Source organism: Paraburkholderia solitsugae, from assembly GCF_013177695.1.
In the GTDB taxonomy this organism is placed as follows: domain Bacteria; phylum Pseudomonadota; class Gammaproteobacteria; order Burkholderiales; family Burkholderiaceae; genus Paraburkholderia; species Paraburkholderia solitsugae.
On sequence record NZ_WOEY01000004.1, the window covers coordinates 28,990 to 55,071 of the forward strand.

15 protein-coding genes are annotated in these 26,082 nt (G+C 63.5%); 11 read left to right on the plus strand and 4 right to left on the minus strand.

Annotation, left to right across the window (positions count from 1 at the left end):
* Nucleotides 1-373 precede the first annotated feature (373 nt).
* From GNZ12_RS00750 to treY, 7 genes are all read left to right on the plus strand, one after another.
* Entirely contained in the window at nucleotides 374-3,817 is a 3,444-nt protein-coding gene (locus GNZ12_RS00750; protein WP_172308557.1) for an alpha-1,4-glucan--maltose-1-phosphate maltosyltransferase, read from the plus strand.
* Nucleotides 3,814-7,272 carry a maltose alpha-D-glucosyltransferase gene (gene treS / locus GNZ12_RS00755; RefSeq protein ID WP_172308558.1) on the plus strand — a complete coding sequence of 1,153 codons (3,459 nt, stop codon included), beginning with the start codon at nucleotides 3,814-3,816 and terminating at the stop codon, nucleotides 7,270-7,272. The genes GNZ12_RS00750 and treS overlap by 4 nt, the downstream gene beginning before the upstream one ends.
* Nucleotides 7,265-9,475, plus strand: coding sequence for a 1,4-alpha-glucan branching protein GlgB (glgB, locus tag GNZ12_RS00760; RefSeq protein WP_172308559.1), 2,211 nt, complete (start codon nucleotides 7,265-7,267; stop codon nucleotides 9,473-9,475). The genes treS and glgB overlap by 8 nt, the downstream gene beginning before the upstream one ends.
* Before the next feature lie 98 nt (nucleotides 9,476-9,573).
* Complete coding sequence (gene glgX, locus GNZ12_RS00765; protein WP_172308560.1) at nucleotides 9,574-11,793, plus strand: glycogen debranching protein GlgX; 2,220 nt, start codon at nucleotides 9,574-9,576, stop codon at nucleotides 11,791-11,793.
* 30 nt (nucleotides 11,794-11,823) lie between these two features.
* Nucleotides 11,824-13,743, plus strand: coding sequence for a malto-oligosyltrehalose trehalohydrolase (treZ, locus tag GNZ12_RS00770; protein WP_172308561.1), 1,920 nt, complete (start codon nucleotides 11,824-11,826; stop codon nucleotides 13,741-13,743).
* On the plus strand, nucleotides 13,740-15,941 hold the full coding sequence (gene malQ, locus GNZ12_RS00775) for a 4-alpha-glucanotransferase (protein ID WP_172308562.1): 2,202 nt from the start codon (nucleotides 13,740-13,742) through the stop codon (nucleotides 15,939-15,941). Before treZ ends, malQ begins: the two co-directional genes overlap by 4 nt.
* Nucleotides 15,938-18,799, plus strand: a complete 2,862-nt coding sequence (gene treY, locus GNZ12_RS00780) for a malto-oligosyltrehalose synthase (protein WP_172308563.1) — start codon at nucleotides 15,938-15,940, stop codon at nucleotides 18,797-18,799. The genes malQ and treY overlap by 4 nt, the downstream gene beginning before the upstream one ends.
* A gap of 82 nt (nucleotides 18,800-18,881) precedes the next feature.
* On the opposite strand, the gene GNZ12_RS00785 is transcribed toward treY, so the two are convergent.
* Complete coding sequence (locus GNZ12_RS00785; protein ID WP_172308564.1) at nucleotides 18,882-19,331, minus strand: nuclear transport factor 2 family protein; 450 nt, start codon at nucleotides 19,329-19,331, stop codon at nucleotides 18,882-18,884.
* 160 nt (nucleotides 19,332-19,491) lie between these two features.
* Here GNZ12_RS00785 and GNZ12_RS00790 point away from each other — a divergent pair, with 160 nt between their 5' ends.
* Together GNZ12_RS00790 and GNZ12_RS00795 are read left to right on the plus strand one after the other, a co-directional pair.
* A complete protein-coding gene (locus tag GNZ12_RS00790; RefSeq protein WP_172308565.1) occupies nucleotides 19,492-20,121 on the plus strand; it encodes a TetR/AcrR family transcriptional regulator in 630 nt (209 codons plus the stop codon).
* A gap of 21 nt (nucleotides 20,122-20,142) precedes the next feature.
* Entirely contained in the window at nucleotides 20,143-21,621 is a 1,479-nt protein-coding gene (locus GNZ12_RS00795; protein WP_172308566.1) for a dipeptidase, read from the plus strand.
* A 27-nt stretch (nucleotides 21,622-21,648) separates the two neighbouring features.
* Here GNZ12_RS00795 and GNZ12_RS00800 read toward each other — a convergent pair whose 3' ends face one another.
* The 3 genes from GNZ12_RS00800 to GNZ12_RS00810 all read right to left on the minus strand — a co-directional run bounded on the left by GNZ12_RS00800 (nucleotide 21,649) and on the right by GNZ12_RS00810 (nucleotide 24,706).
* A complete protein-coding gene (locus GNZ12_RS00800) occupies nucleotides 21,649-22,371 on the minus strand; it encodes a sulfite exporter TauE/SafE family protein (protein WP_172308567.1) in 723 nt (240 codons plus the stop codon).
* Between the two features lie 90 nt (nucleotides 22,372-22,461).
* On the minus strand, nucleotides 22,462-23,805 hold the full coding sequence (locus GNZ12_RS00805; RefSeq protein ID WP_172308568.1) for a hemolysin family protein: 1,344 nt from the start codon (nucleotides 23,803-23,805) through the stop codon (nucleotides 22,462-22,464).
* A 94-nt stretch (nucleotides 23,806-23,899) separates the two neighbouring features.
* Nucleotides 23,900-24,706 carry a sensor histidine kinase gene (locus GNZ12_RS00810; RefSeq protein WP_172308569.1) on the minus strand — a complete coding sequence of 269 codons (807 nt, stop codon included), beginning with the start codon at nucleotides 24,704-24,706 and terminating at the stop codon, nucleotides 23,900-23,902.
* A gap of 187 nt (nucleotides 24,707-24,893) precedes the next feature.
* On the opposite strand from GNZ12_RS00810, the gene GNZ12_RS00815 reads away from it, so the two are divergent.
* Together GNZ12_RS00815 and GNZ12_RS00820 are read left to right on the plus strand one after the other, a co-directional pair.
* Nucleotides 24,894-25,235 (plus strand): FKBP-type peptidyl-prolyl cis-trans isomerase, encoded by a 342-nt coding sequence (locus GNZ12_RS00815; protein ID WP_027803023.1) that lies wholly within the window; start codon nucleotides 24,894-24,896, stop codon nucleotides 25,233-25,235.
* A gap of 44 nt (nucleotides 25,236-25,279) precedes the next feature.
* Nucleotides 25,280-26,053: an AraC family transcriptional regulator gene (locus GNZ12_RS00820; RefSeq protein ID WP_172308570.1), complete on the plus strand. Its 774-nt coding sequence runs from the start codon at nucleotides 25,280-25,282 to the stop codon at nucleotides 26,051-26,053.
* Nucleotides 26,054-26,082: the final 29 nt, after the last annotated feature.

A 26,082-nucleotide genomic window follows, 5' to 3' on the forward strand; every position in this document is an offset into this window, starting at 1 on the left:
CACCCGTGTAAAACGCGGGCGACGCCCGTCCCTTTTACACGCGGGGCGTCCACCGGCGCACCCCCGCCTCTTCTGGCCGCCCGTCGCGCCTTCCCTTAGGGCGCGCGCTTGCCCACCCCTTCGCTTCCGTTCAGAACGCACTGGCACACCGTTTGCTGCGTCTTACGAATAATGCTGGCCGGCCCCGTGCCACCGACGCCTGGCGTCAAAGCACCCGCTACTGGCCAGCGGCGTGACGATCTTTGCACTACATTGACCAGTACGCGCCCTCGCTTCACGCATCGCGCGGCATCCGGCTCTGGAAGCCCAATGAGCGTTGTGATCGCATGCCAATTGCATCCACACCGCAGCAGGACGAATCTGGAAACGACCGATGGAATCTCCAAACGGGTACGCGCCACGGATCTACTTTTTCCATTCACTTCTCGTCGGGCCGCTCGATGCATGGCCTGCGCAGTTCGCTCACGCAGCCGGACTGGGCTTCGATCACGCGCTGATCGGCGGCCTCTTCGAGCCGGGCCGGGCGGGCCACGGACAGGTGGTGGGCAACCACGGCCGCCTGCATCCGGTGTTCGAGACTCAGCAACCGGCCACGGAGGCGATCCGCACGCTCGCGCACGCCGCCCGCCAGGACGGTTTGGCTTTGCAGATCGATCTGGTGATCGATCGGATGGCCGCTGATGGTGCGCTGTACGCCGAACATGCCGGCTGGTTCCACTCATTCGAGTCTGACGAGGCGCGGCTCGATCCGCGCCACGTGCATCACGAAGACAACGTCGCGTATGCCAACTTCAACGACGCCGCCAGCCGTGCCGCGCTAGTCGGCTGGTGGACGCAGCAATTGCTGGCACTGGCCGATGCCGGGGTCGGCGGCTTCCGGTTCGATTCGCCGCATCGCGTGCCGGCCGCGGTTTGGCGGCAACTCGGCGACGCGGTGCGCGCGAAGCATCCCGAGGTGCGTTTCCTCGCCGCGACGCCGGGTCTTGCTCGCAGCGATCTGCTCGGCCTCGAAGGCGCAGGCTTCGACAGCGTGTTCTCGTCGGTGCGCTGGTGGGACTTCCGCGCCAGCTGGATGGTGGAAGAGCATGCCGCGCTCGCCCGCATCGCCGCCCCCATCGCCTTTCCCGAAGCGCCTTACGGCACCCGCCTCGCCGCCGATCTCAGCGATGCGCACGACGCCGCCATCGTCGAGCGGGCCTACCGGCGCGCGCTGTTCGCGTCGGCTTCGACCGGCACCGGCTGGATGATGCCGATGGGCTTCGAATACGGCATCAACGAGCCGATGTCGCAGACACGCGGCGACGCTGCGCAGTTCGCCCTCGCCTGCCGGTCAAGGCCATTCGATCTCTCGGAGCGAATCAGCCATGCGAACGAGGTGGTGCGCACGACGAAGACGCTGCACACCAACGGCGAATTGCGCCCGCTAAGCGGGCCCGCCGCGCCCGCGGCGGTGTTGCTGCGCGGCGACACACCCGATCTGCGTGACGCCGGAGAAGCGATCCTGATCGCCATCAATCCTGAACTCAGTGCGCCTGTGCGCGTCGATCCGGCCCGCTTCCTCGCGGGCGTACCGGGCAACTTCACGCGCTTCGTCCCGCTCGACGCACCCGGGCATGCCCCGCCCGCCACATTGGCGCCGTTCACGCTCGCGCCCGGCGCAGTCCACCTGTTCCGCGGGGTCGCCGATGAACCGATCCGTCTCGCGCCGCCGATCGACAAGGCGACCAGTAAGCGCAGCGGCCACAAGACCGTGCTCGAAGCGATCAGCGCGCCGCGCGTGGCGATTGAAAGCGTGACACCCTCGGTCGATAACGGACGCTTTCCGGCCAAACGCACCGTGGGCGAGCGCGCCGAAATCACCGCCGCGATCTTCGCCGAAGGTCACGACAAGATCGCCGCCGCCGTCGTCTGGCGCGCCGCCGACGAAACCGCCTGGCACGAGGTACCGATGCGTCCGGCACCACCGGCCGGCCTCGATATCTGGCAAGCACGCATCCCGCTGGAGCGCCTCGGCCGGCACGAATTCACGGTCATCGCATGGCGCGACGACTTTGCGTCGCTAGTCGAGCATATCCAGAAGAAGCTGAAGGCAGGCCAAACTGTCGAGCTGGAACTCGAAGAAGCCACGCATCTGTTCGCGCTGGTGCTCGCCGAAGTGGAAACGGCGGAAGGTGCGGTGACCGAGCCGCTCGACCATATCGTCAAGGTCTTCGCCAAGGCCGACGCCGAAGCGAAGCTTGCGTTGATCCTCGCGCCGGCCACTGCGGAAGCGATGACCGCCGCGCGCCACCGCCCGTTCCTGAGCCGCGATCCGATCGTCTACAAGATCGATGCCGAGCGGACCGCCGCGCGTTTCGCAAGTTGGTACGAGATCTTCCCGCGCTCGATGAGCGACGACGAATCACGTCACGGCACCTTCGCTGACGTCGTCACGAAACTGCCGCGCATCCGCGACATGGGTTTCGACGTGCTGTACTTCCCGCCGATCCACCCAATCGGTATCGCCAACCGCAAAGGCCGCAACAACACGCTCAGCGCGCAACCGGGGGATGTCGGCAGCCCGTATGCGATCGGCGCGGCCGAAGGCGGCCACACCGCCGTGCATCCCGAACTCGGCACGCTCGACGACTTCAAGCAGATGCTGGCCGCTGCCCACACGCACGGCCTCGAAATCGCGCTCGACTTCGCGATCCAGTGCTCGCCGGATCATCCGTGGCTGAAGGCGCATCCGACGTGGTTCGCCTGGCGCCCCGACGGCACGCTGCGATACGCGGAGAATCCGCCAAAGAAGTATCAGGACATCGTCAATCCCGACTTCTATGCGCACGACGCCAAGCCTGATTTGTGGCTTGCGCTACGCGACGTATTCCTTTTCTGGATCGAAGCGGGTGTGTATATTTTCCGCGTCGACAATCCGCACACCAAGCCGCTGCCGTTCTGGGAATGGGTGATCGACGATGTGCGCTCGCGCTATCCCGACACGATCTTCCTCGCCGAAGCCTTCACGCGGCCGCGCATGATGAACCGCCTCGGCAAGATCGGCTTCTCGCAGTCGTACACGTATTTCACGTGGCGTGAGTCGAAGCGCGACTTCATCGAGTACCTGACCGAACTCACGCAAACCAGCGCGCGTGATTTCTACCGGCCGAATTTCTTCGTCAATACGCCGGATATCAACCCGCGGCATTTGCAGTCGTCCGGACGTTCGGGTTTCCTGATTCGGGCCGCGTTGGCCTCCACACTCGCCGGCTTGTGGGGCGTATACAGTGGTTTCGAATTGTGCGAGGCCGCCGCGCTGCCGAACAGCGAGGAATATCTCGACTCCGAGAAATATCAACTGCGCGCGTGGGACTGGAACCGGCCCGGCAACATCGTCGGCGAGATCAGTGCGTTGAACCGGATTCGCCGTGCGAACCCGGCATTGCAAACACATCTCGGCTTAACGTTCCTGCCGGCGCACAATGACCGCGTGCTGTTCTTCGAAAAAGCGACCGAAGCACGCGACAACGTCATCCTCGTGGCGATCAATCTCGACCCGTTCAACGAACAGGGCGCGGATATCGAATTGTCGTGGGACACTTTCCAGCACTGGAATCTGCACGACCATGGCGCGCTGGAAGTGACTGATCAGATGACCGGTGCGCGTTTCGAATGGCACGGCCGCTGGCAGCATATCCGGCTCGGTTCGAGCCAGCCATTTTCGATCTGGCGCATCGCGCCGCTCGGCGGCTTGCCCGCTGAACGCCCAGATGGCGCCGACAGCGACTATCACGCAGACGACGCTGGCAACCCAACCTTTACGGAAGGTGCGACATGAAGCGTGACGATCCAGCCCAAAGCACGTCGCAGGACCATGCGAGCACAGACGCCGGGGGCGCGGCGAAAGCGCGGACGGCGCGGCGCGGCAAACCCGCCGCGCTCAGCGACGATCCGCTCTGGTACAAAGACGCGATCATCTATCAGGTGCACATCAAGTCGTTTTTCGACGCGAACAACGACGGCGTCGGCGATTTTCCGGGCCTGATCGCGAAGCTCGATTACATTGCCGAGCTTGGTGTGAATGCGATCTGGTTGCTGCCGTTCTATCCGTCGCCGCGCCGCGACGACGGCTACGACATCGCCGATTACCGCAACGTGCATCCCGATTACGGCCAGCTATCGGACGTGAAGCGCTTCATTCAGGAAGCGCACGCACGCGGCATCCGCGTGATTACGGAGCTGGTGATCAACCACACATCCGATCAGCACCCATGGTTTCAGCGCGCCCGGCGCGCGAAGCCGGGGTCGAATCATCGCAACTACTATGTGTGGTCCGATACCGATCAGAAGTATCAGGAAACGCGGATCATCTTCATCGATTCGGAGCCGTCGAACTGGACGCATGATCCGGTCGCAGGCGCTTACTTCTGGCACCGTTTCTATTCGCACCAGCCCGATCTGAACTTCGACAATCCGGCCGTGCTGAAGGAAGTGCTGCAGGTCATGCGCTTCTGGCTCGACATGGGCATCGACGGGCTGCGGCTCGACGCGGTGCCGTATCTGGTCGAACGCGAAGGCACCAACAACGAGAACCTGCCGGAAACGCACGCGGTGCTGAAGAAGATCCGTGCGACCATCGACGCCGAGTATCCGAACCGCATGCTGCTCGCCGAAGCGAACCAGTGGCCGGAAGACGTGAAGGAATATTTCGGCGACGAAGACGAATGCCACATGGCGTTCCACTTTCCGCTGATGCCGCGCATCTATATGTCGATTGCGAGCGAAGACCGCTTCCCGATCACCGACATCATGCGGCAGACGCCGGATCTCGCGGAAACGAACCAGTGGGCGATTTTCCTGCGCAATCACGATGAACTGACGCTCGAAATGGTGACGGATTCCGAGCGCGATTACCTGTGGAACACCTACGCGAGCGATCGCCGCGCGCGCCTGAACCTCGGCATTCGGCGCCGCCTCGCGCCGCTCATGGAGCGCGACCGCCGCCGCATCGAGCTGATCAATTCGCTGCTGCTGTCGATGCCCGGCACGCCCGTGATCTATTACGGCGACGAGCTCGGCATGGGCGACAACATTCACCTCGGCGACCGTGACGGCGTGCGCACACCGATGCAATGGTCGTCGGATCGCAACGGTGGCTTCTCGCGCGCCGATCCTGAACAACTGGTCCTGCCGCCGGTGATGGGTGCGTTGTACGGCTTCGACGCCGTCAATGTCGAAGCGCAAAGCCGCGATCCGCATTCGCTGCTGAACTGGACCCGGCGCATGCTCGCCACGCGCCGCGCGAAACAGACCTTCGGACGCGGCACGATCCGCTTCCTGAAGCCGGAAAACCGCAAGATTCTCGCGTATCTGCGCGAGTTGCCGGGCGAACCGCCGATCCTGTGCGTGGCGAATCTGTCGCGCGCACCGCAAGCTGTCGAACTCGATCTGTCCGAATTCAACGGCTCGGTACCGATAGAAATGACCGCTGATTCCGTGTTTCCGGCCATCGGCCAGCTCACCTATCTGCTGACCTTCCCGCCGTACGGCTTCCTGTGGTTCATGCTGTGCTCGGGTAGCCAGCGTCCGACGTGGGCGCAGGCGCATTCGGAGCCGCTGCCGGAATTCGTCACCATCGTGATCCGCGAGGGCCAGGTCGGCCCGACGCCGGAAAACGTGCGCCTGCTCGAATCCGAAGTGCTGCCGTCGTGGCTGAGCCGGCGCCGCTGGTTTGCCTCGAAGGATCAGAAGATGCATGCCGTGCACCTCGCCGCGCTGACGACGATCCCCAACGGCGGCTTCGCCTTCACCGAAATCGAAGCGGACGTGGGCAATCACACTGAGCGCTACGTCGTGCCGATCGCCATCACGTGGGGCGGTGAAACCACCACGCCGCTGTTCATGCAACTGGCACTCGCGCGCGTGCGCCGCGGCCGTAACGTCGGCCATCTGACAGACGCGTTCGCGCTGCCCATCTTCGCTCATGGCGTGATGCGCAAGCTGCGCGAACACGCGGTCGTGCCGACCGTACAGAAGAGCGAGATCAAGTTCATTCCAACCGAGCGTTTCGCCGAACTCGATGATCTCGGTGAACGGCCCGAGATCCGCTGGCTGGCGGCCGAGCAAAGCAACAGCTCGCTGATCATCGCCGATGCCGCGGTGTTGAAACTGGTGCGGCGTCTGGTGAGCGGCATTCATCCGGAAGCGGAAATCAGCCGCTATTTGACCCAGCTCGGCTACGCGAACACCGCGCCGCTGTATGGTGAAGTCGTGCGCGTCGATCCCGAAGGCGTGCCGCATACACTCGCTATCGTGCAAGGCTATATCGACAATCAGGGCGACGCCTGGAACTGGTCGCTCGACTACCTGCGCCGCTCGGTGGACGAACTCGCCATCGCCGTCGATACGGACGGGCAATCGCCGGACCGCGACAACGAAGCGATTCTCATGGAAGGCTACAGCCAGCTCGCCGGCATCATCGGCAAGCGGCTGGGCGAATTGCACGTCGCGCTCGCGTCGCCTTCCGACGACCCGGCGTTCGCGCCGGAGCACGCCAGCGCCGAACAGGTGAAGGCGTGGGTCGACGGCACGCAGTCCATGCTCGCCAGCGCGCTCGATCTGCTCGCGCCACGCATCGGACAGATGAGCGATCCCGACACCCAGGCATTGGCGCAAAGCCTGATCGACCGCCGCGCCGCGCTGGTCGACGCCGTCAACAAATTAGTCTCAGGCAATGCGGGTGCATTGCGCACGCGCATTCACGGTGACTTCCATCTGGGTCAAGTGCTGGTCGCGCAGGGCGACGCGTATCTGATCGACTTCGAAGGCGAGCCCGCACGTACGTTAGAGGAACGGCGCCAGAAGTCGAGCCCGCTGCGCGACGTGGCCGGTTTGATGCGCTCACTGTCCTATGCGAGCGCCGCGGCGCAGTCCACGATGGAAAGCGCGCCGCCGCAAACCGCCGATCGCAAGCGCACGCTCTTCGAGCGTTTCCGCGCGCACGCTACCGAAGCGTTCCTGAAGGCATACCGCGCTGCCGTCGCAGATTCGCCGACGCCGCTGGTGGCGCCCGAAGCCGAACAGGCGTTGCTCGATCTATTCCTGATCGAAAAAGCCGCGTACGAAATCCGTTACGAAGCGGCCAACCGTCCGACGTGGCTCAGTTTGCCGGTACGCGGCCTTGCCGCGCTGACCAGCCGGTTGCTCGGCGACACCGGCCACCCGCACGATCCATCAACCCAGGCGCCAGGCGCCGCCACACCGCCTAATCCGGCCGAGGGCGACTATGAGTGAGCATGATCCGGCCGCAGGCCTGCAACCGCTCGATATCGACGCGCTCGTTGAAGCGCGTCATCCTGATCCATTCTCGCAGCTCGGCATGCATCAGACCGACGTGGGTCCGGTGGTGCGCGCGCTGTTGCCGAACGCCACGCACGTCACCGTGATTTCGCGCGCCGATGGAGCAACGCTCGGCGAGCTGGAGCCACTCAGACCGGGGCTGTTCGCAGGTCGGGTCACCTCTGCCGCGCCGTACCGCTTGCGCATCGACTGGCACGGCACCGTGCAGGACATCGAGGATACGTATTCGTTTGGCCCCGTTCTCGGCGACGAGCCGCTGGGCCGTCTTGCCGGCGGCGACCCGTACGCGGTGCTCGAATGCCTCGGCGCGCGCCCGATGGAGGTCGACGGCGTGCCAGGCGTGCGCTTTGCCGTATGGGCGCCGAACGCGCGGCGCGTGTCGGTGGTTGGCGATTTCAATTCGTGGGATGGCCGCCGTCATCCGATGCGGTTGCGTCATCAGGCCGGTGTATGGGAATTGTTCGTGCCGCGCGTCGGCCCGGGCACGCGCTACAAATACGAGCTGCTATCGCGCGACGGTCATCCGCTGCCGCTGAAGGCCGATCCATGCGCGATGCAAACGGAAAAGCCGCCGGGCACCGCGTCGGTGGTCGCGCATGTCGACGAGATCGAACAGTTTGAATGGACCGATCACGACTGGATTCAGTCGCGCGCCGCCAAACAAACCCCGCGCGCGCCGATCTCGATCTACGAAGTGCATGCCGAATCGTGGCTGCGCGTCGCCGAAGAAGGTCAGCGTGGCCTCACCTGGGAAGAACTCGCCGAGCGGCTGATTCCTTACGTGAAAAGCATGGGCTTCACGCACGTTGAATTCATGCCGATTGCCGAGCATCCGTTCGGCGGGTCGTGGGGCTATCAGCCGCTCGGACAGTTCGCGCCGTCGGCGCGCTTCGGCAAACCCGAGCAGTTCGCCCGGTTCGTCGACAAGGCGCACGAGGCCGGTCTCGGCGTGATTCTCGACTGGGTGCCGGCGCACTTTCCGAACGACGCGCATGGCCTGCTCGACTTCGACGGCACGCCGCTCTACGAGCACGCCGATCCGCGCGAAGGCTTTCACCAGGACTGGAATACGATGATCTACAACCTCGGCCGCAACGAGGTGAGCGCGTTCCTGGTGGCATCGGGCCTCGCGTGGTTGAAGCGCTATCACGTCGATGCCCTGCGCGTGGACGCGGTCGCCTCGATGCTGTATCGCGACTATTCGCGCGAGCCCGGTGAGTGGGTGCCGAATATCTACGGCGGACGCGAAAACCTCGAATCGATCGCGTTTCTGAAGCGGCTGAATCATGAAGTCGGCTATGTGCCGGGTGTGCCGGGCGCGATCACGATCGCCGAAGAATCGACCGCGTGGCCAGGCGTCACGGCGCGCGTCGAAGACGGCGGCCTCGGCTTCCAGTTCAAGTGGAATATGGGCTGGATGCACGACACGTTGCACTACATGGAAGAAGATCCGGTCTACCGCCAATACCATCACCACATGATGACGTTCGGCATGGTGTACGCGTATTCCGAGCGTTTCGTGCTGCCGCTTTCGCACGACGAAGTGGTGCACGGCAAAGGCTCGCTGCTCGGCAAGATGCCCGGCGACAGATGGCAGAAGTTCGCCAACCTGCGCGCGTACTTCGGCTTCATGTGGACGCATCCAGGCAAGAAGCTGCTGTTCATGGGCGGCGAATTCGGCCAGATGGCGGAATTCGACCACGACACGTCGCCACACTGGCATCTGCTTGACGATCCGAACCATCACGGCGTGCAGAAGCTCGTGCGCGACCTGAACCATCTGTACAGCGAGGAACCTGCGCTACACCGGCTCGACAGCGAGCCGGGCGGCTTCCAATGGCTGGTCGGCGACGACAGCGGCAACAGCGTGTACGCCTACCGCCGCACCGATGGCGAGGGGCGCGAACTCGTCGTCGTGTGCAATATGACGCCGGTGCCGCGGGTCGGATACCGGATCGGCATGCCGCGCGGCGGCCGCTGGGTGGAAGTGCTGAATACGGATGCCAGCGTGTACGGTGGCTCGAACATGGGCAACGGTGGGCTGATCCATACCGACAACCTCTCGAGCCACGGCTGGCCGCATTCCGCTGCGCTGACGCTGCCGCCTTTGGCGACGATCGTTTTGCGCGCGGATTGATGGATAGGTTGTAAGGCGAGCGCGCGGCGGCCAGGCCGCGCGCTCGTTGCATGAAGTCCCACGATAGCGTTCATAAAACAGAACAAGGAAGGGGAATCATGTCGCATGCACTGCCCGACCGGCTTCTGCCCGGCTCGCCCTATCCGCTCGGCGCTAGCTGGGATGGCCTCGGCGTCAACTTTGCGGTGTTCTCGGCGAATGCGCAGAAAATCGAGCTTTGCCTGTTCGATCCCACCGGTCGCAAGGAAATGAGGCGCTTCACGCTGCCCGAATGCACCGACGAAGTCTGGCACGGCTATTTGCCCAACGCGCACCCCGGCACGGCGTACGGCTTTCGCGCGCACGGGCCGTATCAGCCGCAGCATGGGCATCGCTTCAATCCGCACAAGCTATTGCTCGATCCGTATGCGCGCAAACTGGTCGGGCAGTTTCGCTGGTCCGATGCGCTGTTCGGGTATCGCGTGCATTCGAATCGCGCCGATCTTTCCATCGACCGGCGCGATTCGGCGCCGGCCATGCCGAAGTGCGTCGTCATCGACGAAGCCTTCGACTGGTCGCACGACAAGCGTCCGAATGTGCCGTGGGGTGAAACCATCGTCTACGAGGCGCACGTGCGCGGCGTGTCGATGTTGCGGCCCGATTTGCGGCAGCACGAACGCGGCACATTCGCCGCGCTGGCTTCGCCGGAGTTCATCGAGCATTTGCTGAAGCTCGGCGTGACCGCCGTCGAATTGCTGCCCGTGCATGCGTTCCTGAACGACCGCTTTCTGGTGGAGCGCGGCCTGCGCAACTACTGGGGTTACAACACCGCGGCGTTTTTTGCACCGGAGCCGTCGTATCTGAGTACGCACCGTCTCGATGAAATGCGCATCGCCGTGCGTCAGTTGCATGCGGCCGGCATCGAAGTGATTCTCGACGTGGTCTACAACCACACCTGCGAAGGCAACGAGATGGGGCCGACCGTCTCATGGCGCGGTCTCGACAACGCCAGCTACTACCGCCTGATTCCCGGCGACGAACGCCACAATATCAACGACACCGGCTGCGGCAATACCGTGAACCTCCCGCATCCGCGTGTACTGCAGATGGTGATGGATTCGCTGCGCTACTGGTCGACCAAGTTCAATATCGACGGCTTCCGTTTCGATCTCGGCGTGACGCTCGGCCGCGAACAGCATGGCTTCGATCCCGGCTCCGGCTTCTTCGACGCATTGCGCCAAGACCCGATCCTGTCGCAACGCAAACTGATTTCCGAGCCATGGGACATCGGCCCAGGCGGTTATCAACTCGGCAATCACCCACCGGGGTTCGCCGAATGGAACGACCGTTTCCGCGACACGGTGCGCCGCTTCTGGCGCGGTGACGCGGGCCTGCGCCCCGATCTCGCCGCGCGTCTAACCGGTTCCGCCGATCTGTTCAACCGGCGTTTCCGGAAACCGTGGGCGTCAGTCAACTTCGTCACGTCGCATGACGGTTTTACGCTCGCCGATGTCACCGCGTACGAGCACAAACACAACGAGGCGAATGGCGAAGACAACAACGACGGCCACAATGAAAACTGCAGTCGAAATTGGGGCGTAGAAGGCCCGACCGACGATCCGGCCATTCTCGAAACCCGCAAGCGCGTGGCCCGCTCGCTGATCGCCACGCTGCTGATGGCGCTCGGCACGCCCATGATGCTGGCAGGCGATGAATCGCTGCGTACGCAGAACGGCAACAACAATGCGTACTGCCAGGATAACGAACTATCATGGCTTGACTGGGAGCGCGCGGAGTCGCCCGACGGACGCGAGATGACCGCGTTCGTCGCGCGCGTGATCGCACTGCGCAAACAGCATCCGCTGCTTCGCGAAACGCGCTTTCTGTTCGGCGACCGCGAAGTGTTGCCGGGTTTGTTCGATGTCGGCTGGTTCGATGAACACGGCGACCCACTCACCATCGAAGCCTGGCAGGACCCCGAGGGCCGCGCGTTCACGCTTCGGCGCGCGGGTCCAAGTTTGAATGGCGAAACGGAAGTATTGTTGATGATGCTCAACGCGGCGGAGGAAACGCTGCGTTTTACGCCACCCGCGCCACACCTGGAATGGCAAGTGCTGCTAGATACGGCGGAGCCGGAAAGCGCGCCGCACCGGTTGGCGGTGCCAGAGGTCGAAGTGGCCGCGCATAGCCTCGTGATGCTGGCGGCGCAACCCGTCGGCGAAACGGATTGGCAGGCGGGCTGGAAGGCCGGTGCGCAGCACGGGCCGCGGCTGTTGACCGCCCTGCCGCCCGACCCAGGTGCGCACCCGCCGAGCAGCGATACGTCGCCGACCACGTAGGTGAGAAGCAGAACCGAATGGTGATGAATCATGTCCGAAAGTCCGATTGATCCTCACGCGCATCATCATGCGCATTGCCTGCCGTTCAGCGCACAGTTGCTTGGCGCTACGGGCGCGAACCCGCGCACGCGGTTTCGTTTCTGGGCGCCTTCGTGCAAAACCGCCCAGGTGGAAATCGAAAACGGACCCGCGCAAGGCGCGCATGACATGACACCCGCCGGCAACGGCTGGTTCGAAGCGACCGTCGACGGCGGCGCGGGCACGCTGTATCGCTTCCGGCTCGATGGCGAGCATGCGGTACCCGACCCTGCGTCGCGCTTCCAGCCGCAGGACGTGCACGGCCCGAGCGAAGTGATCGACCCGCGCGCGTATCGCTGGGAACACACCAACTGGCACGGCCGCCCGTGGGAAGAAACGGTGTTGTACGAGTTGCACGTCGGCGCAATGGGCGGCTATGCGGGGGTGCAGAAACGGTTGCCCGTACTTGCCGCGCTCGGCGTGACGGCCATCGAATTGATGCCGGTAAATGACTTTCCCGGCAAGCACAATTGGGGCTACGACGGCGTGCTGCCGTATGCGCCCGATTCCGCGTACGGCCGCCCCGAAGAACTGAAAGCGCTGATCGACACCGCGCACGGCCTCGGCCTGATGGTGTTTCTCGACGTGGTCTACAACCACTTCGGCCCGGACGGCAATTATCTGCACGAATACGCCCGCTCGTTTTTTCACGAGGACACGCACACGCCGTGGGGCCCCGCGATCGATTTCGACCGCAGTGAAGTGAGCGACTTTTTCATCGACAACGCCGTGTACTGGATCAACGAATATCGCCTAGACGGCCTGCGTTTCGATGCGGTGCATGCCATCGGCAATCATGCGTGGCTGCGCGAATTGTCCGACCATATCCGCGCGAAAGTGCAGCACGGGCGGCACGTGCATCTGGTGCTGGAAAACGAACACAACAGCGCGAACCTGCTCGAAACGCATTTCGACGCGCAGTGGAACGACGACGCGCACAACACGCTGCACGTCCTGCTGACGGGCGAAACCGAAGGCTATTACCACGCATACGAAGAGCAGCCGATCCGCCGGCTCGCGCGCGTGTTGTCGGAAGGCTTCGCGTATCAGGGCGACCCATCGCCAATTCACGACGGCGCGCCACGTGGCGAATCGAGCGGACATCTGCCGCCCACCTCGTTCGTGATGTTCTTGCAGAATCACGATCAGATCGGCAATCGCGCATTGGGCGAGCGCCTGCGCAAGCTGACGTCGGACGATGCCTTGCGCGCCGCCACCGGTTTGCTGTTGCTGTCGCCGCAAATCCCCTTGTTGTTCATGGACGAGGAATACGGTTCAACCCAGCCGTTCCTGTTTTTCACCGACTACACCGGCGAGCTCGCCGACGCCGTGCGCGAAGGACGGCGTCGTGAATTCGCACGCTTTTCAGCGTTCAGCGACGAAAAGCGTCGCGCGCAGATTCCCGATCCGAACGACGTGAAGACCTTTGCCGCATCGTCACCGCCTGAGCCGGTTCAAGGCCCCGCTGCGGATGACGACGCGAAAGACCGCCTCGACTGGATGCACTTTTACAAATCCGCGCTCGCCGTGCGGGCGAAGTTGATTACGCCGCGCCTGAAACATGCCAAAGCGCTCGGCTCGACCGTGCTCACCGCCGCAAACGGCGGCGACGCCAATGCGCTGATCGCCCGCTGGAAACTCGGCGACGGCGAGACCTTGTCGATCGCGTTGAATCTCTCGGAGGAGAACGTTGCGTTCCCCGATCTGCCTGCCGGCAAAGTGATTTTCGAAACGCCGCCGCGCGTGCGCGAGCAAGTCGACGCCAAGGCGTTGCCGTCGTCCGCGTTTGTCGCGTGGATGACCGGTGACGTCAGCGACTATGCCATCGGCCACGATGCTCGCATCGTGGGCCAACAGGAGCGCCACGCGTGAGTGCTACCCGACGTCCAAACGATACGATCGTGACCCTTGCCAAACGCGCCGGCTTCGAGGTCGAGTGGCGGGATGCGCACCATACGACGCAGCACGTGCCCGAGAGCACGCTCGCCGTGCTGCTTGAACGGATGGGCTTGCCATGCGGCAATGCCACGCAAATCCGGCACAGCGCCGCTGCGCTCGAAGGCGAACTGTCCGGCCGCAAACTGCCGCCGTTGATGACCGCCGAGGTCGACCGCGGCATCGCGCTGCCTGCCGCGGCGATCAAATCCGGCAGTCACTACCGGATCGAACTCGAAAGCGGCTCGATCATCGACGGCCGCTTCACGGCGCCCAAAGGCGAGGAAGCGCTGCTCGCACCGATCGACGAACCCGGCTATCACACGCTGGTAATCAACGAGCAACACGTGACATTGGCCGTGGCGCCGTCACGCTGCTATACCGTCGCCGACGCATGGCGCACGCTGCACGATGGCGCCACGGCGCAAACGCCGCCGCTGTGGGGCATTGCCGCGCAGTTGTACGGTTTGCGCCGCAAGGGCGATGGCGGCATCGGCGACTATACGGCTCTCGCGCAAATGGCGATTGAAAGCGCGAAGCGCGGCGCGCATGCGCTCGCCGTCAGTCCAACGCATGCGATGTTCAGCGCCGAGCCGAATCGCTTCAGTCCGTATTCGCCGTCGTCGCGTTTGTGGCTGAACGTCACGCATATCGATCCCGCCGCGGTGTTCGGCGCGGACGCCGCGCGCGCCGCGCTCGATACCGCGCAGGGCACCGGCGCATGGTCGGCGCTCGAAGACTTGCCGCTGATCGATTGGCCCAACGCGGTCGTGCTGAAGCTAAAGGTTTTACGCGTGCTGTACGAGAACTTCTGCAAAGAGGAATGCGCGCGCGACACGCCGCGCGCGCTCGAATTTCATGGCTTCTGCGAACGTGCCGGCCGCGCGCTGGAAGATCACGCGCGTTTCGAAGCGCTACAGGCGGTGCAGTTGGCTCAAGCGGGCGGCGATGGTCACTGGCGCAACTGGCCTGAGGCAATGCGCGATCCGCGCAGCCCGGAAGTTGAGGCCTTTGCCGAAGCGCATCGGCATGAAGTCGATTTTCATCTGTTTCTGCAATGGCTCGCCGCCAAGGGTTTGTCGCACGCGCAGCATGCCGCGACCGATGCCGGGATGGCCGTCGGCCTGATCGCCGACCTGGCCGTAGGATGCGATAGTGCCGGCAGCCATGCATGGTCGTACCGTGACGACATGCTGCAAGGTATTTCAGTGGGCGCGCCGCCCGATCTGTTTAACCAGGCTGGACAGGCATGGGGTCTTACCACCTTCTCGCCACGCGCGATGCGCACGCAGGGCTTCTCCGCGTTCATCGACATGCTGCGCGCGGCGTTCGCGCATGCGGGCGGCATCCGCATCGACCACATTCTCGGTTTGCGGCGCCTGTGGCTCGTGCCCGAAGGCGAGAGCGCGCGTAACGGCGCCTATCTGCGCTATCCGCTCGAAGACCTGCTGCGGCTGATCGCGCTCGAATCGTGGCGGCATCGCGCGATCGTGATCGGCGAAGATCTCGGCACCGTACCGCCCGGTTTTCGCGAGCGGCTCGACGAGCACGGTCTCGCCGGCATTCGCGTACTGTGGTTTGAAAACGCGGAAGGCGGCAAGGGTTTCAAGCCACCGCACGCGTGGGACCGCAACGCTGTCGGCACCACGACCACCCACGATCTGCCGACCGTGGCGGGCTGGTGGCGCGGCAGCGACATCACATGGCGCAACCGGATCGGCCAGACGATGGCGCGCGCCGATGGGCGCGACGCGGAAGAAGTGGCACAGGCAGAACGCGCCGCCGACCGCGCTCTGTTATGGCGCGCGTTCCAGCAAGCCGGTGTCGCCGCCCCGGACGTGCAAGCGCCGCCGCGCGACAAGGCGCCCGTGGATGAAGCGCTCGCCTTCGTCGCCGCGACGCCCGGGCCGCTCGTCACTTTCCCGCTCGAAGATTTGCTCGCACTGGTCGAGCAGCCGAATCTGCCCGGCTCGATCGACGAGCATCCGAACTGGCGCCGCCGCGTGGCGTTGCCCATCGACGAATTGTTCGAGGACGACACCTTCAGCGATCGTCTGCTGGCCGTCGACCGCGCGCGCCGCGGCGCAACGGTTCCTGCTTCTTCCAATGCTTCTTCGGAGCCTGATACGCCATGACCGTCCCGCGCTCCACGCTTCGCCTCCAGTTCCATCGAGGCTTTACCTTCGACGATGCCGCGAAGCATGTCGACTACTTCGCCGCGCTCGGCATCAGCCACCTGTACGCGTCGCCCATCACCACCGCCGAGCCGGGCTCGATGCACGGCTACGATACCGTCGACTACACCCAGGTCAGCGCCGAATGCGGCGGCGAGGCGGGCTTGAAACGCCTCGTCGACAAGCTGCGCGCGCACAACATGGGGCTGATCGTCGACATGGTGCCGAACCACATGGGTGTCGGCGGTTCGAGCAATGCGTGGTGGCTCGACATCCTCGAATGGGGCCGGCACAGCGCGTACGCACGCCATTTCGATGTCGACTGGCATTCGCCCGACCCGGCCTTGCGCGGCAAAGTACTGGCGCCGACCCTCGGCGCACCGTACGGCGAGGAACTCGCGGCTGGCCGGATTGAACTGCGTTTTGCGGCCGACAGTGGGCGCTTTTATATCGGCTACGGGCCGCACGTGTTTCCGGTGTGTCCGGCCGACTACGCGACGATTCTGCAAAGCGCCGACCGGGCCGATCTCAGCGCACTCGCCGAACGTTTCCAAGGGCTGACGACGCAGCCGGCCGATCAACCGCGCGCCGCCGAAGGGCGTGACATGCTGCGCGAGTTCGTCGCGCAAACCGGCACCTCGGCGATCGAGTTGGTGCTGGAAGCGTATGCGCCCGCGGATCCGGTGACGCGTGACCGTTTGCATCGATTGATCGAACGGCAGCACTTCCGCCTCGCGTGGTGGCGCACCGCGTCGGACGACCTGAACTGGCGGCGTTTCTTCGACATCTCGACGCTGGCCGGCGTGCGCGTGGAGCGGCCCGAGGTGTTCGAGGCCGTGCATGCGCTGATTTTCCGTCTGTATCAGGAAGGCGTGGTGGAGGGTTTGCGGATCGACCACGTGGACGGTCTTGCTGAACCGCGTGAGTACTGTCAGCGTCTGCGGCAACGCCTCACCGAATTGCGCGACACCGCGCCGTATGTGATCGTGGAAAAAATTCTCGGCCGCGGCGAGCCGCTGCGCGACGATTGGCCCGTGGACGGCACGACCGGCTACGACTTCATGAACGACGTGGGCGCGCTACTGCACGATCCAGCTGGCGCCGAGCCGCTTGCGCACACGTGGACCGAACTCACCGGCCGTAGCCCGCGATTCGCCGACGAAGCCTTGGCCGCGCGCCGCAAGATTCTCACGGAGAACCTCTCGGCGGAACTGGATCGCGCTGCGCGTGCGTTGCATCGCATTGCCCGCGATTCGCTGGCGACGCGCGATTTCACCTTCACGGCGTTACGGCGCGTGCTGGCCGAACTGGTCGTGCATTTTCCGGTGTATCGGATCTCTCCACAGAACGGACTGCGCAGCGCCGCCGATAACGTGTATTTCGAGCAGGCGCTGGCAGGCGCGAGACAGACGCTTTCGCGCGCGGACTATGGAGTGCTCGACCGCGTGAATGCGTGGCTCGGCGGCAGCGCCGAAGAAGTACCGAATGCACGCGGCAATGCGCAATCGCAGCAGCAGGGTCCGAACGGCGCACCGCCGAGTCATGCAGGTTCTGCGCGCCGCACCGCGCAGACGTTGTTTTCGCAATTGACCGCGCCGGTCGCCGCGAAGGCGATTGAAGATACCGCGTGCTATCGCTATGGCCGTTTGCTGTCGCGCAACGAAGTCGGCTCGGATCCCGGCGAGTTTGCTGTGTCGGTCGAGCAATTTCATGCGGCAAATCTCGGGCGTTCGCAGCGCTTTCCTCACGCGATGCTCGCCACGGCGACGCACGACCACAAGCGTGGCGAAGACGTGCGCGCGCGGCTTGCGGTGTTGAGCGAAATCCCGGATGAATGGAGCGCCACGTTGCACGCGTGGTCAACATTGAACGCACCGCTTCGCCGCGGCGTCGACGGTGCGGCGATCAGCAGCGTCGGCGACGACACAAGCTACGATTGGGCGCCGGGTCCCGCCGCCGAAGCGATGCTGTATCAGACCCTGGTGGGCTGCTGGCCACCTGATTTGAAACCGGACGATGAAGCGGGCGTCAAGGAACTGGCCGAGCGCGTCGCGCAATGGCAGTTGAAGGCGCTGCGGGAAGCGAAGCTGCAGACCAACTGGCTCGCACCCGACGAAGCGTACGAAGCCGGCTGCCGCGACTTCCTGTTCGATATTCTGGCGCCGCAACGGCGCGATGGATTCCTGCGCGAGTTGTCCGCGTTCGTCGCGCGGATTGGGCGCGCTGGTGCGCTCAATAGTTTGCAGCAGACGGTGTTGCGGCTGACATCGCCTGGGATTCCCGATCTTTATCAGGGCACTGAGTTGTGGGACTTCAGTCTGGTCGATCCTGACAATCGCCGGCCAGTCGATTTTGCCAGGCGCGAGGCATGGCTCGCACAAACACCGCCTTCTGAGTTTTTGGCGACCTGGCACGATGGCCGGGTAAAGCTCGCGGTCGTGCAGCGCGTGCTGGCGTTGCGCGCGCACTTGCCGGAGTTGTTGAGTCAAAGTGCGTATCTGCCGCTTGCAGTGCGCGGTGCGCATGCGTCGAATGTCATCGCGTTTGCACGGCGGCATGGGAATGCATGGGCTGTGGTGGTGGCAAGCCGGCTTGCTGCCGGGTTGCTCGGCGAAGACGGCGATTTGCCGATGGTCGATCCGGCCAAATGGGGCGATACGGCGATCGAAATGCCTGCGGATCTGGCGGCGCGGGCGCTGTTCGACTGGTTGAGTCCGGCGGCGCCTAAGGTCGACGAAAACGGTTTGCTTTATCTGCGCGATGCGTTGGGAGCAATGCCCATTGCGGTGTTGGTGGAGGATGGTGTGCCACGCAGTTGATCGGCGATTTGTCGAAGGTTGAAGGCGGCTCAAGCACACACGCTTTAGCCGCCTTTTTTGTCGGCTCATTCAAGGCGATGCGTCATCCCGCTGAACCGCCTTGCTGTGCGCCCTTGACGGCCTCGGCCACCTGCTCCGCCACTCGCCGCGTGTCCCAATACACCTGCCCTTTGTACATCCGGTCACCGCGCAGGTTGAAGCGGTCGACACCCTGCCACGTCAACGCCTGCCCGGCTACGGTGGCTGATGCCTGCCATTCGATCATGACGGCGTCGCCAGTAGGCGCCCATTGAAGGACATCTACCTTCAAGTCCGGGAGTTGGGTTAGGACCTGACGGAAGTGTTCGATTACGCCAGCCCTGTTGGCCGGTTCCGTCATGGGTGGGATCAGGTTTTGTGTGTCTTCATGCATGAGATCTTCGAGGTTATCGGCCACGGGGTTTTGCCACTCCGAGGCGAAGCGTTGCACGGCTATCCGGGCATTGGCTAACTGCTCCGCGGTCGGGGGAAGGTATTTTTCTGCTGACGTCATGTGGGTTTGCTCCTGAATGGGTTGCTTACCTACGGTGTTGTTTGCCCCTACGTCCAACCCCTTGCCAAGGGCAATCTAAACATACAACACGATTTTCACATACAACGTGTATGTATACTACAATCAGAATGTGAAAAATCAAGGGATAAAAACGCACCCTATGCCGACCGCAGGTCCAACCCCCAAATCCCGTCGCGAGGAATACGCCGACGCCACCCGTCAGGCGCTCATCACCGCGGCGGGAGAGTTATTCACCTCGGAGGGCTACCAGCAAGTCGGGATAGAAGCCATCGCACGCAACGCACGCGTGACCCGCGGCGCCTTCTATCATCACTTCGCTGACAAGGCCGAACTGTTCGACGCCCTGGTCGAGTCTCTCCAGACGGACGCTGCATCTAAAGTCAGCTCCGCCGCCGCGGCCGCGCCGGCAGCCAAGCGAATGAGCGCGGGCATTCGCGAATTCCTCGAGGTCTGCACCGAACCTGCCTACCGGCAACTCGTCATTGAAACCGCGCCCGCCGTGCTCGGCCCGGCGCGATGCCGCGAGATCGAAGAAGCGCACGTCTACGGTCTGCTCATCGGCGCGCTGACGAACCAGACCACCGGCAAGGAAAAAGCAAAGGCGTACCTCGCCGCCCGCATGATCGGCAGCATGGTGTGCGAAGCGGCGCAATTGCTCGATGGAGCAGACGACCCCGTCGCCCTGAAAGCCGAAGCGTTGAAGCTCGTTGAAAGCATGGTTGGCGCGCTGACGCCAGATAAAAGCCGGGTAACATCGACGCGCAAATAAACGCACCCGAGAGGAGCAGCGATGCAAATTGACTGGCCGACTATCAGAAGTGGAGATGCCGACAGGCTGCACGGCATGACCATCGACATATCCGGCTGGATGATTCCGCTGGACCCGCAAGCCGACACGGTCGATTACTTCCTGCTGAGCGCCGACGAGCCGTGCTGCGGGGGCTGCGTGCCGCGCAATCCGCTGACATCGATCGAGGTACACGCGGCCGCGCCGCTCGAGCCACAGGCCGAGGTGCTGGCTTTGCGCGGCCGGCTGGTTCGTCTGATCGACGATCCCGCGGGCTGGCGGTATCGGTTAGTCGATGCGGTACCGATCGATCCTCCGCGCGCGCCACAGCGTCGATTTAGCCGGCGCGCGTTTCTGGCATCGGGCGCCGCGCTTGGGTTGACAGCTTGTGCGCCCGGGCGCTTTGCCGGTTATACCGAGGCCCACGCCGAAACGACACAGACGACACAGGCAGCGCAACCGGCACAATCCGCGCAGTCCGAAACCGCACCGGTTTGGCAAGCGCCTCCCGGTACGCTCACTATCGATATGCACAGCCACGGCGGTCGCGTGATTGTGTCACGCAATCCGGTGATCGGCGCAAACCGTCCGTTTATCCCGCTGGCCGCGCCGATGCGCGCCGGCGGCATGAATGTCATCTGCCTTGCGATCGTCACCGATACGACCGTCACGCGCGTGGCGGATAACCGCAAGCGGTTTGAAGCATGGCGCGAGCCACAGTCGGGCGAACTGTATGCGCTCGGCCAGACCGAATTCCAGCGCGCACATCAATTGGTCGAACGTGAGCAGATTCGCGTGGTGACGAACACTGCTTCGCTGATGGAATTTGGTCCGCAGGGTCAGTGCGCAATCATCGCCGCTGAAGGGTCGGATTTTCTCGAAGGCCAGGTGGATCGTGTCGATGAGGCGTACACGAAGCATCAATTGCGGCATCTGCAACTGACGCACTATCGCGTGAATGAACTGGGCGATATTCAGACCGAGCCGCCGGTGCATGGCGGCCTCACGGACGTCGGCGTACAGGTGGTGCAGCGCTGCAATGCATTGGGAATCGTCGTGGACGTTGCACACGGCACCTATGATCTGGTGAAGCGCGCGGCCGATACGTCGACCAAGCCGCTGGTGCTCTCGCATTCGGCATTGGCCACGCATCCGAGTGCGCGAAGCCGGCTCATCACGCCTGACCATGCGCGAGTGATCGCGGGTACGGGTGGCGTGATTGGCGTTTGGCCGAGCTCAGGAACGTTTCGCGATTTGCATGCGATGGCCGAGGGCGTCAAGCGCATGGCGGATGTCGTCGGGGTGGACCATGTCGGCCTCGGGACAGACATGCTCGGGTTTATTTCACCCCCCGTGTTCACGAGCTACAAGCAGTTACCCGATCTGGCCAGTGCGCTGTTACTGGCGGGATTCTCGCAAGCGGAAGTCGGGGCGATTCTTGGGGGAAACTACCTGAGGGTGTTTCAGGCGTCGGTGGGGTGATGTTCCATGCCTTTTCGCAAAAAGGCCCTACCGCCCTGCCGCCCACAGCAACGAAACCCCCGAAGACAACATCAACCCATCGACGACAAGTTTGAAAACCGCAGGACTCATTCGGACCACAATCAGCCGCGCGGAAAAGGACCCAATCATGAGTGCCGTGCCGGTAATCAAACCATCGATCACCACATACAATGGCAATGCGCCGAAATGCTTGAAAACCGCGACTTTGGTGCCGTAGACAGCCAGTGATCCGGCCGCTTCGGTCGCAAGAAAAGCGCCTTTAACAAGGCCATACGACATAAACACGGGCACCGTGATCGGCCCGGTAGAAACGACGATGCCGGTGAGAAAACCCACCACGCCGCCGATCAGCGAAAGCTGCCACAAAGAGAACTTGATCGCTCGCCGCGCCAGCCAGCGCCGCGTCGGCACCATCGCGACAAAAAACAGCCCCAGTGCGAGTTCAACCGCATGGGGTGGCAACGCAAGAAGCGTCCGCACACCCAACGCCGCGCCTGGAACCGCAGTCACGCAATAGGCACCGCAGGCCCGCCAGTCGATCTCGCGCCACCACGCCAGGATCTTGCCGAAGTTGCCCATGATCGCGGCGATCGCCATGATCGGCACGGCCTGCTGCGGACCGAACAGCATCACGAGAACGGGCATCAGCATCATCGACGAGCCCGTGCCGATCACGCCACTCAACGTGCCAGCCAGCAAACCGACGCACAGCACCAGCAAATATCCCATGTCGCCCCCAGTGGTATGGGCGACGATTTTACTCGAGCCATGTTTCAGTGGACCTCGGACGGGCTCAGCACAGAAGCCGATTAAAGCCCTTTAGCCACCTTCATCGTCGAAGGTCTTCGGATACACGCGCACGAGCACAATCCGCGGCCCCTTCATCTTCTTGACCACCACGTCGAAGCGGTCGAACTCAATGCGCTGCCCTTCAGTAGGCAGATCGTTGAGCGCCTGAATCACGAGGCCGCCGACCGATTCGGCCTTGCCCTCGTCAATGTCGATCCCGAGCGCGCGTTCCAGCGACACCACCGGCAAACTCCCCTTGCCCATCAACGTGCCGTCGTCCATGCGCGTCCAATCGGCGTCGCCCTGGCGGAATTCGTCGTGGATCTGCCCAACCAGTGCGCCGAGCAGATTGTCCAGCGTCAGAAAACCGATCGGCTTCGCGTTCTTGTGGCCAACCAGCGCGAAGTGCGGCGCGCCCTTGCGGAAGCGGCGAAACAGTTCGAGCGCCGGCATGTCCGGCTTCACATACTGCACGGGCCGCGCATATTGGGAGAGGTCGTCGAGCGTGCTGCCCGCGTGCCGTGCGAGCAGCAGATCCTTCAAGTGGATCATGCCGGCCACGCGCTCGCCGAACGCGTCTTCGAACAGCGGATAGCGGCTGAAGCGGTGCCGCGCCACCACCTGCATGTTGTCGCGCAACGGCACATCGCGCCGCAGGCCGACCATTTCATGAGACGGGCGCATCAGATCCGAAACGGTCATGCGCGAAAAATCCAGCGAATGCGCAATCGTGTTCCATTCGTCCTGGCTATAGGCGCCATCCGGCGAGCCGAGCTCAGTCGCGACGTTGGCGTGGCGGCCACGCAGGATCAGCTTGAGTTCGTCGGTCGAGTAATGCGAATCGTGGCCGTGGTCCGCAGCCAGGCCCGCGAGTTTCAACACCGCGTTGGCGCTGGAATTGAGCACCCAGATCGCCGGATACATCGCCCAGTAAAAGCCGTAGAGCGGCGTGGCGGCCCACAGCGAAACCTTCTCCGACTCGCGAATCGCCAGGGATTTCGGGGCCAGCTCGCCCACCACGATGTGCAGGAACGAAATACACGAGAACGCGAAGAACAGCGAGATGCCGTGGATCAGCTTCTCCGATTCCACACCAAGCAGACTGAGGACAGGCGTGAGCAGTTGCGCGAACGCCGGCTCCCCGATCCAGCCGAGTCCGAGCGACGCCAGCGTGATGCCGAGCTGACAGGCGGACAGATAGGCGTCGAGCCGCCCGTGCACCTTCGCCAGCAAACGCCCACGCATGCCGTGTTTGGCGGCAAGGCTCTGCACACGGGTCTGCCGCAGCTTCACCAGACCGAATTCGGCGGCGACGAAAAAACCGTTAAGGGCAACGAGAAACAAAGCACCGATAAGGGCGACAACCTGGATCAAAGCGAAGGGCTCCGGCAACAAAAGTTGTCAGTATAGAGGGCGAAAGCTGGATGAAAGTCAATCACGCAGAGGAATGCACGGCGACAACCGGCACTCACGCTGCGGTCGTCGCACTCAGCGGCACATGCAGCGCGAGCGTAGCAGTTTCGCTCTCTTGCATGTCGCTTTGCTCGAAACTGCCGCCATGCGCTTCCGCGACGCGCTTGCACAGCGCGAACACCCACGCGATGCGTTTGGCTTCGCGCGGTTCGCGCGCCTGCTTGCGGGCAAAGGTTTCCAGCAAATGAGGCAGCACGGGATCGTCCAGTGCAGCGGCGCTCGGCTTGAAGGTGACGGTGGCGTACCACCGGGTGGCGTCCGCGCGTGCGGCCAGCGTGACCGCCGCGCCCTCCGTGCTCGCCTCGACGCCAAACATGAGCATCACCCACAGCGCGGCGGCGAGGCGCTCTCGGTCGCCGCTGGCCTGCTCGGTAGTGAGTTGCGACTCGACAGCAACCTCGACGCCACGCGCGCGCGCCAATCCAGAGCGAACTTCTGCAACGGTTTCATCGAGTAACGGATGCAGCGGAAACGTCGTATACGCTAGCGCCAGCGATTTGGTGCCGGCGCGCGTGGCGTCGATGATCGTCTCCAGCAACTTCACCTGCTGGTCCACGCCGCTACGAATCCCTGTGACGGCGCGCTGCGAGTTGGGGTCGTTCGCATCGAGCTTGCGCTCGAGCACGTACGCCCAGCTATGGATGGCGTTCAGCGGACCACGCAAGTCGTGCGACACCAGCGACAGCACGTGATCGCGCATGAACAGCGCGGTCTCCGCGCGCAGGTGTGCGGTGCGTTCGGAGACGGCGAAGCCGGACAGAACCGGCTTGGCACCGGCGGCCTCGGTGGATGACGTTGTCACGATTGAGCCCTCTCAGGCGGTACATGAAATGTTAAAAGAAGTCCCATTATAGGCATGCCGCCGCGCGCAACCAGCGTGGCCGGACGGCCAACGTGGACGCAAACCGCATGCCACGCCGCAATCCTCGGCGATGCGACGCCAACACGCCTACAATGTCGGTTTTTACGATTTGACTAAGGAGCGACACATGTCGACTGTGACTACCGAATCCGGCCTGAAATATGAAGACATCGTTGAAGGCACCGGCGCCGAAGCGGTTGCCGGCAAGACCGTCAGCGTGCACTACACGGGCTGGCTGACCGACGGCCAGAAGTTCGACTCGAGCAAGGACCGCAACGACCCGTTCGCGTTCGTGCTGGGCGGCGGCATGGTCATCAAGGGCTGGGATGAGGGCGTGCAAGGCATGAAGGTCGGCGGCACCCGCAAGCTGACGATTCCGCCGCAACTCGGCTACGGCGTGCGTGGCGCAGGCGGCGTGATTCCGCCGAATGCAACGCTCGTGTTCGAAGTCGAACTGCTCGGCGTCTAAGTTTTTCGCTGCGCTGTTTCGTATTTTGTAATCGGGCTTCGCCAATGAGTCACGCCGCCGTCACCGCACCTAGCGTTTCGCTGCGCCGTTACGGCGCGGTCGAAGCGTCGGACGTGCATGACTTTCACCAAGTCGTGCTCGGGTTCGACGGCGCGATGGTGATGGCGGTAGACGGCGTCGCCCAACAGATCGACGCCGGTTCTGCCTGGCTCATTCCAGCCGGAGCGCGGCACGATTACGCGGGCATCGGCGAGAACCGGCAGTTGGTGCTGGATCTGCCGGCCGCCTCGCTGGCCGTGCCGGAACGTCTGTTCGACCGCGCGCGGGCCGTGACGGTGGATGCCTCGCTCACGCAACTCGTGCATCGGATTGCGGCGCACGCTACAGGCGGCGCACAAGCCGACGAGTTGGATACCCGGCGTTTTCAATGGGACGCAGCCGCACGATTGGGCGCTGCGTTAGTGGCGGACGCCGGCACAACGATCGGGGCACACGCGCTTGGCCTCGACTTCGCGCGCATCGACCGTTGGCTGCGTGCGCATCTGTCTGAGCCACTGCGCATCACCGACTTGGCCACGCACTGCGGCTTCGGCATGCGGCGCTTTCATCAGCTTTTTATCGACGCCTTCGGCGAAACGCCCCATCGCTATCTACAGCGTCTGCGGCTCGATACGTCTCTTGGCTTATTGTCTGATCCGCGCCTGTCGCTGAGCGATATCGCTCTGGAAATCGGCTTCGGCGATCAAAGCGCTTACACCCACGCATTCACGCGGCGTTTCGGGCTGGCGCCCGGTCAATGGCGCGCGTTGCGCCATTGAGTTCGTGCAATCCGCGAGCCACCTGAAAA

Excerpts from the sequence above, each read along its gene's own strand:
- glgB (WP_172308559.1), top strand. The coding sequence starts at position 7,265 with ATGAGTGAGCATGATCCGGCCGCAGGCCTGCAACCGCTCGATATCGAC.
- GNZ12_RS00750 (WP_172308557.1), top strand. The coding sequence starts at position 374 with ATGGAATCTCCAAACGGGTACGCGCCACGGATCTACTTTTTCCATTCA.
- glgX (WP_172308560.1), top strand. The coding sequence starts at position 9,574 with ATGTCGCATGCACTGCCCGACCGGCTTCTGCCCGGCTCGCCCTATCCG.
- GNZ12_RS00790 (WP_172308565.1), top strand. The coding sequence starts at position 19,492 with ATGCCGACCGCAGGTCCAACCCCCAAATCCCGTCGCGAGGAATACGCC.
- GNZ12_RS00800 (WP_172308567.1), bottom strand. The coding sequence starts at position 22,371 with ATGGGATATTTGCTGGTGCTGTGCGTCGGTTTGCTGGCTGGCACGTTG.
- treY (WP_172308563.1), top strand. The coding sequence starts at position 15,938 with ATGACCGTCCCGCGCTCCACGCTTCGCCTCCAGTTCCATCGAGGCTTT.
- treZ (WP_172308561.1), top strand. The coding sequence starts at position 11,824 with ATGTCCGAAAGTCCGATTGATCCTCACGCGCATCATCATGCGCATTGC.
- GNZ12_RS00815 (WP_027803023.1), top strand. The coding sequence starts at position 24,894 with ATGTCGACTGTGACTACCGAATCCGGCCTGAAATATGAAGACATCGTT.
- treS (WP_172308558.1), top strand. The coding sequence starts at position 3,814 with ATGAAGCGTGACGATCCAGCCCAAAGCACGTCGCAGGACCATGCGAGC.
- GNZ12_RS00820 (WP_172308570.1), top strand. The coding sequence starts at position 25,280 with ATGAGTCACGCCGCCGTCACCGCACCTAGCGTTTCGCTGCGCCGTTAC.
- GNZ12_RS00795 (WP_172308566.1), top strand. The coding sequence starts at position 20,143 with ATGCAAATTGACTGGCCGACTATCAGAAGTGGAGATGCCGACAGGCTG.
- GNZ12_RS00785 (WP_172308564.1), bottom strand. The coding sequence starts at position 19,331 with ATGACGTCAGCAGAAAAATACCTTCCCCCGACCGCGGAGCAGTTAGCC.